The following is an 11,595-nucleotide window of genomic DNA, read 5'->3' as shown; positions in this document are numbered from 1 at the left end:
CCTATTTTTTATTTGCATATTAACTTATTACTTAAGCTTCTATGGGCTTAATCGCTTCATATACATAATTTTGTTTGCCGTTTGATGGTGCTTGGCCATAGTTGTAATCAGCTGACACAATTACATCGGAAAAACCAATGTTTTCTAAAATAAGCTTAAACTCTTCGACACCGTACCAACGTAAGGCAAATCGCTGCAGCTCAGTTTGGATAAGAGCGCCGTTGTGCCATTTTTCATATTTAATATATGAAATCTTATATTGATTGTATAAGTCGGCTTCAACAAGCTTGTCTTCCATGGTGATGATGTCTCCATCCGGCAGGTTGAATGTCGACGTACCGCTGTATTGCCCACAACTGAAATTGTTGTCAGGCAGAAACAGGTCAAGTATGATACGTCCCCCTGGCTCAAGATGATTATACAAATTTTTTAGAGCCAGAAGTGATTCGTCTCGGTTCTCTATTAATAGGAATGAACCGCCTGGGATAATGATTGCTTCATAGCGATGAGGCAAATCAAGCTGTTGCAAATTTGACTCATACAGCTCAGTAACGAGCCCGCGTTCCTCACAGCGTTGACGGCAGGATGCGAGCATTTCCGCTGAATAATCAACGCCATCGACTTGCAGCCCTGCTTCTAGAAGCGGAACGAGAACACGACCAGAACCGGCCATTGCTTCGAGAATACGACCCTTGCAATCTTTCAGTCGATCTTGGTAATATTCTAAATCGCCACCGATAGATTGACCTGTTTTCTTGGATAAATCATAGACCACTGTACAAAGTTCTCCATAATAACTAAACGACATACGTAATTCCCTCCGATAATTAGATGTTTACGGAAGGGATTGTAATGATTATCCCTTACGCACCTTAATAATGAACGTACCGGAATGTAGTTTTTGCATGATAACCACTCGCTTTCTTGTAAAGTTATTATAAGTATAGGCAATGGGTAAATATAGGTCAATATTTCCAGAAAAAAGATATTTCTAAATTCTCATTTACAACGGGTTCATTTATACTATTAATGAATGTTGGTCTATGAGAGGGTGATTATGGAATGCATGTAAACTGTATGTTGTGCAGAAAACCATTTGATATTAATCACAGTGATCCTCAATATCGAAGGCTCATTGAAAAACAAACGAAGTATTATATTTGTCAGTCATGTCATTCCAAAACAACAAAAGAAGCCAGTGCTATGAGCGAGATTAAGCCAGAAGGCCTTGATCCCAAAGGGTATGACAAATTAATAACTTAATTGTCTATGCTTTATGATGAACAACTACAAAACCGACCCACAAAACCCACCCACAAAACCAAAACACAAAACCCAACCATAGAACCTACACACGACACTCGGTAACGGACAGGAGAGACCTTATTTGCCGTAAATCGTACTTTTTCTCGATCTAACGGACATAGGATCTCTTATTTCATGATATCCGAATGAATTTGGGGTCATTTTGGGCAAATAGAGGATCCTATGTCCGTTAGAAAGCAAATTAGCCTTTATTTTGAGAAATAAAGGCTTATATGTCCGTTAGGACGGAACCTAAGCACAGTCGAGGTAATCAACGAGCCACATCGTATTTATTTATTGAGATGAAGCTTTTTATCCAAATATTTAAGAGCTTTCTCCGTACAAACATCGCTCAGCTCTGCTTTGACGATAGCTCTGGTCTCTGCTAGATTATCGTGAGCAACAGCCTCTTTACCAAGTGTGGTTTGAAGCCAGTGATCTGAGCTTTCAAAGCACATGCTGCTCCAACCGCCATCGAAGTCAGCTTCCTGTGCCCCGGTAATCACAATGTCAGCAAAGTTTTGAAGATCAACAAGCGCCCGATCGTAGTCTTTCTTCTGCTCTTTAGCAGTCAGCCGGCTTTCCTTACGTAAATTGCGTGAGTCGATATTGCCTGCTTCCTTAATAATATGATAAATATTTCTGGCTTCTTGGGACATAAGCCCGCTGCTATAACGTTCCTCAACGCTTTTTCCTTGGGATAACAAGAACGGGATATGAGGAAACAAGTCAACGTGAATAAAGGTTAGTTTGCTGCCAAAAAACTTGCCATATGCCGCATGCTCATCCTTTACGATTTTAACCCRCCATATCCACGGATCAAACTCAGTTTCTGTATGCCAGCTGTCACTAGGAACCACGGCAGTGAGGGACGGATGCTCAGGGATAAGGTCAGAGAATGGAAATATCTTATATTGACTGACTAGCTTTACGAACTCTGGATAAGTAGTAATGCTCATATATACACTCCTTATAACGTTTACTCCTTTATTCTAGTTTTCTCCTGTCTAATCCTTCCATACATCGACTTATTAAATTTGATTTAAAAAAGTAACTTTTTTACAGTATCTGGCGTCACTATAGAAGAGGTTAAAATGGAACAGCTTTTTGCTCATGAAAGGACTGGCGAAAAAGTGAAAGGAACATTCGTTTCAGCTGTCATTACGGTGCTGCTTCTTGCTGGTTGTGCAGCCGAAAGTGTTGGCCCAAAAGCAACAAATGTACAGGAGCAGCAACGGGTTCAAGCTAAACTAACAGGGTTATTGGATAAGAAGACTAGTCCTTCATTTAACATCACAGATGCGAAAGAAATATCTATTTCCAGAGCAGCGGGTGCCAAGTCTGTTGAGTCAGTGTACACGGATCAAAGGAGGCTGGAGGCTTTTGTCAGCGCTATAAATACGGCAGTACAAATGCAAGGGATTTTAAATATGTCGAAACCGATCTTTACGATTACGGTGAAACAGCCAATCGTGAAAAACACCTTCAACCTTTGGATAAACGAGAGTTCTAAACAGGGCGTTATTATGGATGTGAAAGATACACATAAAGGCTTTACATTAACAAAGGAAGCGACGAATGAATTACTCCAAATCATTCAAGAGGACTCACAGCTCACTGAGCAGAGTGAGTTCGTTATGCCGCTTGCCTATGAGAAGGTTCAAAACGATCAGAAGGTTGCGAAGGTAGATCACTTTCAAATGGAGCAGCTTATTAAAGAACAGAACATTAGTGGCGGAAAAATTAGTATTTATTCGAAGTCGGGCGACGTTGAGCAAGTGTATGGTGCTTTCGAATCTGAAGCTGGTCTTTATGAGCTTGGGGCAGTCGGAGGCATGCACTCACAAAACAATGATGAGCTTCTATCGGTCAAAGAGCTAGAGCTTTATGGTAAGTCGCTTATTCGAATCGACGGTGTCTTTGGGGCAAATGCACCGATACACAACTATTTTGAAATGAAAGATGGTAAACCTATTCCATTCCTGCTCGTAGACACGGGTCATGCGAAAGAAGTGGATGTAGACGGAGATGCCATCGAAGAAGTGGTCTCGAAACACGGTCTACCACTGCTCACTTTTGTTTACAAATGGGAGGATGGCGCTTTTAAAGTTGGCGAAGTGGAATCGCAACAATAATAAAATTCGCAGGAGGTTTTAATGATGAAAAAATGGATAAAAGCAACGACAGCTGCACTAACAATAGCGGGTGTACTTAGTGCGGGTTCTGCAACGATGGCGGCATCTGCACCCAAGGCAACCATTAAAATGTTCATCGATGGCAGGCTCCAAGATGATGTGCTCAACGTGAACGGCAGAACAATGGTGCAGCTCACAGCCTTTAATGATCCTGAAAAACTCAAATATTCCTACGAAACGGCTACCAAGACGATTGTGATTCAAAATCCAGCTCGGAAATTGACTGTTCGATTAAAGGACGGACTAAAATCAGCTGATGTAAATGGGAAAAAAGTTCCCTTAGATGCCCCAGTTACCGTAAAGAAAGGACGTACTTACGTTCCAGTTCGTTTTGTTACGGAAACACTTGGCGGAACAGTAGGAAGCGACAGCACAGGGAAACAGATTATTGTAAGAACACCGTCGGGTGAAGAGCGGTTTAAAACGCTGAGAAATGGCGATCTTACAGAAGCGCGAAAGCTAGCGATTCATACTCCTGGAGTTGACAATGGGATGGATATTGCACCATATGGTGAAGGCTTCACTTTCGTGTATACTTTCCCTCAAGGGGAGGCACTCCGTTATACCTTGGAATATAGAGGTTTAATCACGTATTATGAAATCAACGATAGCGGTATTAGTGAAGTAAAATGGCAAAAGGATCTATTGGGGAAAAACGGAGAAGCGGGCAAGGAACCAAAGCCGTTTGGCGATTCCGTCTATTTCTTAGATAACTTTATGGCGGATTGGCTGAATTATGGGACAATTGACAGCAACGGAAAGAAGACGGAACTAGGCTCTATCGATCGTTATACGAATAAAGAATTTGCTAATGTCGTCATTTTACCAATTGAGGGAGAAGTACGAACAGATATTAAATAATTAAAGGATTCTATAAGGAATTAGAGAGGAATTAACATTGATTAGAAAAATAGACATCACAGATGCTGCCATAGCAGAGGAAGTATTGCGTATACAGCTTCCATCCTATAGGGTGGAAGCAGAGCTCATTGATTTTTATGAGATACCGCCATTAAAAGACACCGTAGATACGCTGCGTAATTGCGGGGAGACCTTCTATGGTTATTATATTAATAATGAACTGTGCGGAGCCATCGCCATCATGATTGATAATAACATCATAGACATTCATCGGCTCATTATCCACCCTGACCATTTTAGAAAAGGAATCGCGAAGCAGCTGCTTCAACACATCGAAAGCGTTGGAGTCAGCGGAAATGTGATCGTCGTATCAACGGGATCTAAAAACGCTCCTGCGGTTAACCTTTACAAGCAAAGCGGATATGTTGAAACGGGAGTTATTAAAGTGGAAGAACGGCTATCGCTCACCTCCTTCCAAAAAACATTAAATTAACTCTGCTCTCGCACGTACTGAAGGAGTTTGATGATTTGTATCAGTTAGCCAAGGAGCTTAGCGGCTCTCAAGAGATTACCGTCTATGAAGCCAATCAATTATTTGGGGAGATCGGAAAATATCGCTTCTTGCAGTTCTCTGATCATGCGATTCAAGGGGCGATAGATTTGAAGGATCCGAAGCGAGTCGTCATGGAGTATCCGCGTGCGATCATGCATCTGATGGAAAATAACGATCAATCGTTCGAAAATGTTTTTATGATTGGTCATGGAATTGGAACCATCGCCGGACACTATTCCGATAAACGATTTGTGATAGCGGAAATCAGTGAGAAGGTAGTTGAGCTGAGCAGAACTTATTTTAGCTATAGCGAGGACAATGTTGTAATTGGAGATGGGCGGCAGATCCTTGAAAATCAGGCGTCCGGCGGCTTTGATTATATTATTTTGGACGCCTTCACGAAAGAGGGGACACCGTATCATTTAACGACATTGGAATTTTTTGAGTTAACGAAAGAGAAGCTGAACGCAATCGGTTCGATGATTATGAATCTCTTCGGAAAAGTCAGAAACGATAAATTAATTAATTCAATTTATTCAACGCTGAAAGAGGTCTATCCGTATACGAAAGCCTTCTCTCTGCCTGCAGAAGATTTAGCCGATACTCGTAATATGATCATCGTCGGTAGTAACAAAACGCTCAGCTTTCAATCACGGGAAATGGCTGGTTTCCTCGAAATAGAATTAGAAGAAGGGCATCGCATCGCGGACAAACGAAAAGGATGAACCGACTATACGGATCATTTGTTGTCACGTATGATTTTTCGATATTCGCGCGGCGTCATGCCGACAATTCGTTTGAAATGGGTGAGGAATGCATCGATATTTTTGCAGCCGACCTCTTCCGCAATGCTGCTAATTTTTAGCTGGGAGTTCCTAAGGAGCTCGCAGCTTTTTTTTATGCGCAGATGCTGCAAGTAATGCAGGAAGGTTTGTCCGGTATGCTGCTTGAACACTCGGCTGAAATGCCGCTCGCTCCACTCGCAGCGATTTGCAAGCTGGCTGATGGTTACATTCTCATGAGCGTGCTGCTCAATGTAGTTCAGCACATGATGGAAGCGGGCGGAAGAATTCTCTTCTAATAATAGCTCCTTAGCGTCCTTCATTAATCGATAGACGGATAGAAACAGCTGCACTAGCAGCGTTAGCAAATAAGCCGATGACCCACTCCGCGGGAGCTCATATTCACGCAGCAGGCTGCGAAATAAATCTTCAATAACACTATCCGAGTCGAACAAGGAGTGGAAAGTGGATGCATCATTAAAACAGGTTTCCAGAAAATCAACGATCTCCTGATCGCCAATCCAGTCTTTCTGAGATTGAAGGAGCGAGGGCATGAAGACGCAATTATATACAATTAATGGTGAGCTGTTGCGTGAAGGTGTTGAAGGACGAAAGACATGCGGAATGCCAGGCGGCAGAATAAATAACATCCCTTTATAAACGGGGACGACGTCATCCCCTATATGATGAAAGCCCTTGCCTTCAGCTACATAAGCAAGCTCAATGAAAACATGATTGTGCAGCGGCAGATCAAAGTCTTCCTCGGCGCGGTTTACGAAGATGAATTTACTCTTTTGAAAATATTGCTCGCTCTCGTAAAGCAGCGTATGCTTGCTTGTCATCAGCTTTCATTCCTTTCATCCGATGTCGTTTTTCAGGGAATAAATGTCCGAAACAGGGGTAATTGAGTAGCATGATTTTACTATAATTAGAGGTAGAATGCACGTGCAAACCTACGATTACTCGCTTAGAAGGGGCGGAATAACATGATGGATTGGGATTGGAAAGCGAATTGGATTTGGGGCGGAGAAGCTGAAAGCCCTCGCAATGAATGGCGCTGCTTCAAAAAGAGCTTTGATGTTGCACCATCATCGGATGATTTTGACCAAAATACTCAAACAACACTGCGAATTAGTGCGGATTCTCGCTATGTTCTTTATATTAATGGCAAGCAGGTAGGACGCGGCCCTGTACGTTCATGGACCGTTGAGCAATTTTATGATGTGTACGATATTGGCCATCTGCTGGTGCCTGGGCAGTCAAATACGATTGCGGTGCTCGTACATCATTTTGGCGTAACGACCTTTTACTATTTAAGAGGCCGCGGCGGGCTGCTTGTGCAGTTGGATAGGAGCAGTGAAGAGGGAACGCAAACGCTGCTTGAATCAGATGATACTTGGAGCACAGCTATTCATGAAGGCTATCATACACGTACGCCTCGAATGTCTTGTCAGCAAGGCTATTCTGAGTATGTTGATGCTGGTTCATGGGACAGCGATTGGACTACAGCCACGGGTAGTGGTGATGCTTGGGAGAAAGCAGCGTTACTAGGCGTTGTTGGCACTGGACCGTGGAAGACGCTAATAGAGCGGGACATTCCGCTGTTAGCAGAGTACCCTGTTTATCCTTCCCGCATTTTATCTCTGAGCAGCGTTAAGTCCTTTAGCTTCTCTACGTCAATTGATATTCGCAATCAAATGGTTGAAGGCAGTGAGGACCATGCAAATGTTGTCGGCTTCACGGGTTATGCGGCTACCATTCTCTCTGTCCAAGAAGACGCGGATATTATACTCGGGTTCCCATTTGCGAGTGAGTGCGTAAGAGCAGTCTCAATTAATGGGGTGAAGCTGGATTCGGATCAGTTCACAGGAGTGCTCCCTGAACGTTATGCAGAAGTGACAATTCAAAAAGGCGAACATTTACTCTTAATTGATGTGAGTGGAAGCATGCATACAGGTCAGCTGCACCTGGGCATCTACAGTGAAGTTCCGATTGAGGTTCGATCACCGCTAGCTTCTGAGCAACAGTCAGTAGGTGCATCAGCTTTTATTAGCATTGGTCCTTTTGACAGTACCGTATATTTGGATCATCAGGAATCGAGACAGATTGATTTTGAGGATGCGTATTATAAGCAAGTAATAGATAAGGTATCTTCCATTCAAGATTTGGATGCCTATTCTCCATATATTCGTTCTATTAATGAGAGTCTAGTAAGTGAAGTAGATGTATTCGGTCTCTCTGTCTGGAAGAAGGAAAGCACTCCACATGTTATTCCGGTGGCTTTGCAAAATCTTGTTATTCCGAACGCATCGCCGGGAGTTATTCCGATGTATCCAGGTCTAGATACAGAAATTATTATTGATTTCGGCAAGGAGCTTACGGGTTATCTGTCATTTGAGGTTGAGGCAGAAGCGGGTGCTATTTTAGACTTTTACGGATTTGAGTATATGACAGAGGATTATCGCCAAGATACGTTTGGACTGGACAATACTGTGCGCTATGTATGTAAAGAAGGGAGACAGACTCATGTCTCTCCAATTCGCAGAGGCTTGCGATACTTGATGCTGACTGTCCGAAATGCGAATACGCCGGTCAAAATACAAAATGTTCATTATATAGCAAGCCATTATCCAGTAGCAGAGATTGGCAGATTCCAAAGCTCAGATCCTTTATTGAACGACATATGGGAGATTAGCCGCCATACGACGAAGCTATGCATGGAAGATACTTTTGTGGATTGCCCAGCTTATGAGCAAGTTTTCTGGGTGGGGGATAGCCGCAATGAAGCACTGGTTAGCAACTACTTATTCGGCGTAAATGATATGGTTAAACGATGCTTGCGTCTTGTACCGGGATCGAAGGATCAAACGCCTTTATACGTAAATCAGGTTCCGAGCGGCTGGAGCAGCGTTATTCCGAACTGGACCTTTTTCTGGGCTATTGCATGCCGTGAATATGTTGAGCAAACAGCAGATCTTCATTTTGCCCAAGAGATGTATCCGCATATCCGTTTTACGCTAGAGCATTATTTGAAGGAAATCAATGAGGATGGATTGCTCGCTATTAAGGGCTGGAACCTGCTCGACTGGTCGCCGATTGATCAGCCTAACGATGGCATTGTCACACATCAGAACTGCTTCTTAGTGAAGACGCTGCGAGTTGCCTCTGAGATGGCTGGTTTTTCCGGTGATGAGGAAGGGCGCTCACGTTTTGCGGCAGCAGCCGATGATCTTCAAGCGGCGATTAATCAGTATTTGTGGTCCGAGGAACAGTCTGCCTACTTGGATTGTATCCATGTGGATGGACGCAGATCAGACATCTTCTCCGTGCAAACACAGGTGGTCGCTTATTTGACAGACGTTGCGCAAGGAGAACGTAGAAGCATTATGGAGAAGTATTTGCTGGAATCGCCTTCCCATTTTGTTCAAATCGGCAGTCCATTCATGTCTTTCTTCTATTATGAAGCATTGTCAGCATCGGGACAGTATTCTACGATTGTTGAAGACATCCGTCGCAATTACGGGCAAATGATCGAGCATGACGCGACAACTTGCTGGGAGATGTATCCGAACTTCTCGGAAAATAGAGCGAATCCGAATATGCTGACTAGAAGTCATTGTCATGCTTGGTCGGCAGCGCCAGCTTATTTCCTTGGACGCGAGGTGCTTGGCATTCGCAGTACAGCAATGGGCTGGACGGAGGTCGAAATTAGTCCTAATCCTTGCGGTCTTACTTGGGCGAAGGGCAGCGTTCCTCTCTCCGATGCAGGGCAAATCGATGTATCGTGGAAAGTGATCGATGAGAAAATCATTGAGGTTTCCATTCAATCCCCGGCATCGGTAAAAGTGAATGTTAAAATACCAGAAGGATACGAAGGTATCGTTCGGGAGAAAAAAATCTTTTAGCAGAAGTATCGGTTGAATTACGCTCAATGGAATGAAGATGCAAAAAAGCTCTCGCTGTCAGTAGACAGTTGAGAGCTTTTTTTATAGGAGCGGTAAAATGCATTTGAATTATTTTAGTATAGATCGAACATGTTGACTTCATAGCCTTGTATCTTCAAATATGTAAACATCTGCGCCCGATGATGCTGAATATGGGTCGTAATCTCAATCAGCCATTTTGCCTGTACCGAACCGTGTTCTAGATAAAATGGTTTTGTTTTCTTGTGCAGGAAATCCTCATCCGGAAGACTTTCCATATAAGCTCTGACTTCATGCAAACCAGTCGTGAGCCAAGCAATTAGTTTCTCGTGGTCTTGATCGGCAGCTATATCCGCTTCAAGCTTGCGGATGACGGTTTCATCGTTCTCCTGAAGAATGAGCAGATCAACCGAAGGAATAGATACGATATGTTGGACAAGCTCCAGCAGCGTCCTCATATTGTCATGCGGTCTGTATGACCAATGATCGGTTGAGATTTTGCGAATCAAATTGGAAGAGGTTTTCGCGATATGCTCCAATTCCTCCAGCAGTAATCCTTTTACTTCATTAATAGTTTGAGATTGCATTGCCTTCACTCCATTCTTCTTAATTATAGTATTGTTGTCACCCTTAGTGGGCTTAATACTGATTGTAGCTTATAATAGTGACAGTAGTTGTCATAATTAAGAAATGAATGGAGAATCAATATGTCAAAATCGAAACGGCTCATTGAATTGATGATGACTGTTAATAGAAAACGTAAGTTCAACGTCAAAGAACTCGCGGTTGAGTTTGAAGTGTCGACAAGAACGATATTGAGGGATTTGCAAGAGCTGAGTGAGCTGGGCGTTCCGTTGTATTCGGAGGTAGGGCCGCATGGCGGGTATCAGGTATTAAAAGAAAGGATATTGCCTCCGATTGCTTTTACGGAAGAAGAGGCTGTTGCGATATTTTTTGCCAGCCATGCTTTGAGGCACTATTTATATCTTCCCTTTGAACCTGAATCATCCTCGGCACTCAGCAAGTTCTATTATTACATGCCTGGTGATGTGCGGGATCGTATTGATCAAATGAAAAATCGTGTTGATTTTTTCACGCCTGCTCGGCAAATGAAATCCCCTTATTTATCGATCTTGCTTGAAGGGGCTATTCACCAAAAAGTGTTGGTTATCGAATATGAATCACGAGAAGGTCGGTCAAGCCGTCAAATACAACCGATTGGCATATATGCAAGCAACGGATTATGGTACTGTTCCGCTTACTGTTTTCTTCGTGCTGAATTGCGGTTGTTCCGTTGTGATCGAATTCACTCCGCTGTAGAGGAYACATCTGATTTGGAAGCGCTGGATTTGCGGCATGTAAACCTTGGGAATAGCGATGAGGTTTTTCAGACGCAGGAGACATATGTTAATCTTTACGTTGAATTAAGCAGAGAAGGCTTGCAGCGCTGCGAGTCTGAGCTATGGCCGCTGCCCAAGCTGAATATTCGCGAAGATGGTACAGGCTGGATAGATGGCGATATTCGAAAGGTTGATCTTTCGTTTTATTCGAAGTTTTTTATGGGTTTAGGTAATGAAGCAACAGTTAAGGAACCGGTTGAACTAATAGATCGCATGAAAAAGATATTAACTGAAGTCATGGCTAAATATGCGTGAAGTTAAAGGATAAACAACAAAATAAAATTAATTTCAAAAAACACTTGCATTAGTAGGCGAGTACATGGTATATTCTTATTCCGGCCAAGAAACACACCGGAACAAAAGAAAAACAAGCAAGACAAACGATAGAAAAGTTTGCTCTTTGAAAACTGAACAACGAGTAATAACTGCCTTGCAAATCCTTCGGGATGAGCAAATATAGCGATAAAAGTAATGAGCAAGTCAAACACCAATTTGGAGAGTTTGATCCTGGCTCAGGACGAACGCTGGCGGCGTGCCTAATACATGCAAGTCGAGCGGAGTTGATGAGGTGCTTGC

General features: G+C 43.0%; 11 protein-coding genes and 1 rRNA gene. 8 read left to right on the top strand and 4 right to left on the bottom strand.

Annotated features, from left to right (window positions below):
* Positions 1-31: 31 nt before the first annotated feature.
* Positions 32-808, bottom strand: a complete 777-nt coding sequence (locus AC1DSE_RS01390; RefSeq protein ID WP_477510040.1) for a class I SAM-dependent methyltransferase — start codon at positions 806-808, stop codon at positions 32-34.
* Between the two features lie 254 nt (positions 809-1,062).
* On the opposite strand from AC1DSE_RS01390, the gene AC1DSE_RS01385 reads away from it, so the two are divergent.
* The gene (locus tag AC1DSE_RS01385) at positions 1,063-1,263 is read left to right on the top strand and encodes a DUF2197 domain-containing protein (protein ID WP_441884278.1); all 201 of its coding nucleotides are present in this window, start codon (positions 1,063-1,065) and stop codon (positions 1,261-1,263) included.
* A 332-nt stretch (positions 1,264-1,595) separates the two neighbouring features.
* On the opposite strand, the gene AC1DSE_RS01380 is transcribed toward AC1DSE_RS01385, so the two are convergent.
* Positions 1,596-2,264 carry an AlkZ-related protein gene (locus AC1DSE_RS01380; protein ID WP_477527340.1) on the bottom strand — a complete coding sequence of 223 codons (669 nt, stop codon included), beginning with the start codon at positions 2,262-2,264 and terminating at the stop codon, positions 1,596-1,598.
* Positions 2,265-2,399: 135 nt separating this feature from the next.
* Between AC1DSE_RS01380 and AC1DSE_RS01375 the strand changes: the two genes are divergently transcribed.
* The 4 genes from AC1DSE_RS01375 to AC1DSE_RS01360 are packed head-to-tail and all read left to right on the top strand — an operon-like array spanning position 2,400 to position 5,639.
* Positions 2,400-3,440 carry a YhfM domain-containing protein gene (locus tag AC1DSE_RS01375; protein WP_477510041.1) on the top strand — a complete coding sequence of 347 codons (1,041 nt, stop codon included), beginning with the start codon at positions 2,400-2,402 and terminating at the stop codon, positions 3,438-3,440.
* Between the two features lie 21 nt (positions 3,441-3,461).
* On the top strand, positions 3,462-4,361 hold the full coding sequence (locus AC1DSE_RS01370) for a copper amine oxidase N-terminal domain-containing protein (protein ID WP_477510042.1): 900 nt from the start codon (positions 3,462-3,464) through the stop codon (positions 4,359-4,361).
* Between the two features lie 37 nt (positions 4,362-4,398).
* Positions 4,399-4,854 (top strand): GNAT family N-acetyltransferase, encoded by a 456-nt coding sequence (locus AC1DSE_RS01365; RefSeq protein ID WP_477510043.1) that lies wholly within the window; start codon positions 4,399-4,401, stop codon positions 4,852-4,854.
* A gap of 17 nt (positions 4,855-4,871) precedes the next feature.
* A complete protein-coding gene (locus AC1DSE_RS01360; protein ID WP_477510054.1) occupies positions 4,872-5,639 on the top strand; it encodes a spermidine synthase in 768 nt (255 codons plus the stop codon).
* A gap of 14 nt (positions 5,640-5,653) precedes the next feature.
* Here AC1DSE_RS01360 and AC1DSE_RS01355 read toward each other — a convergent pair whose 3' ends face one another.
* Positions 5,654-6,538 carry a helix-turn-helix domain-containing protein gene (locus AC1DSE_RS01355; RefSeq protein WP_477510044.1) on the bottom strand — a complete coding sequence of 295 codons (885 nt, stop codon included), beginning with the start codon at positions 6,536-6,538 and terminating at the stop codon, positions 5,654-5,656.
* A gap of 144 nt (positions 6,539-6,682) precedes the next feature.
* Between AC1DSE_RS01355 and AC1DSE_RS01350 the strand changes: the two genes are divergently transcribed.
* A complete protein-coding gene (locus tag AC1DSE_RS01350; protein ID WP_477527339.1) occupies positions 6,683-9,601 on the top strand; it encodes a family 78 glycoside hydrolase catalytic domain in 2,919 nt (972 codons plus the stop codon).
* Positions 9,602-9,714: 113 nt separating this feature from the next.
* Here the strand turns inward: AC1DSE_RS01350 and AC1DSE_RS01345 are convergent, their stop codons facing one another.
* Positions 9,715-10,206 carry a DinB family protein gene (locus tag AC1DSE_RS01345; protein WP_477510046.1) on the bottom strand — a complete coding sequence of 164 codons (492 nt, stop codon included), beginning with the start codon at positions 10,204-10,206 and terminating at the stop codon, positions 9,715-9,717.
* Between the two features lie 120 nt (positions 10,207-10,326).
* Here AC1DSE_RS01345 and AC1DSE_RS01340 point away from each other — a divergent pair, with 120 nt between their 5' ends.
* Both AC1DSE_RS01340 and AC1DSE_RS01335 read left to right on the top strand, forming a co-directional pair.
* On the top strand, positions 10,327-11,274 hold the full coding sequence (locus AC1DSE_RS01340) for a helix-turn-helix transcriptional regulator (protein WP_477510047.1): 948 nt from the start codon (positions 10,327-10,329) through the stop codon (positions 11,272-11,274).
* Positions 11,275-11,508: 234 nt separating this feature from the next.
* A 16S ribosomal RNA gene (locus AC1DSE_RS01335) occupies positions 11,509-11,595 on the top strand; the annotation flags it as partial.

The organism is Paenibacillus sp. 01L418 (assembly GCF_056400045.1).
The sequence above is the reverse complement of the archived record's forward strand: the minus strand, read 5'-3'. Positions and strand labels throughout refer to the sequence as shown.

Coding starts and splice junctions, on each gene's coding strand:
- AC1DSE_RS01390 (WP_477510040.1), bottom strand. CDS start 808: ATGTCGTTTAGTTATTATGGAGAACTTTGTACAGTGGTCTATGATTTA.
- AC1DSE_RS01385 (WP_441884278.1), top strand. CDS start 1,063: ATGCATGTAAACTGTATGTTGTGCAGAAAACCATTTGATATTAATCAC.
- AC1DSE_RS01375 (WP_477510041.1), top strand. CDS start 2,400: ATGGAACAGCTTTTTGCTCATGAAAGGACTGGCGAAAAAGTGAAAGGA.
- AC1DSE_RS01370 (WP_477510042.1), top strand. CDS start 3,462: ATGATGAAAAAATGGATAAAAGCAACGACAGCTGCACTAACAATAGCG.
- AC1DSE_RS01355 (WP_477510044.1), bottom strand. CDS start 6,538: ATGACAAGCAAGCATACGCTGCTTTACGAGAGCGAGCAATATTTTCAA.
- AC1DSE_RS01350 (WP_477527339.1), top strand. CDS start 6,683: ATGATGGATTGGGATTGGAAAGCGAATTGGATTTGGGGCGGAGAAGCT.
- AC1DSE_RS01345 (WP_477510046.1), bottom strand. CDS start 10,206: ATGCAATCTCAAACTATTAATGAAGTAAAAGGATTACTGCTGGAGGAA.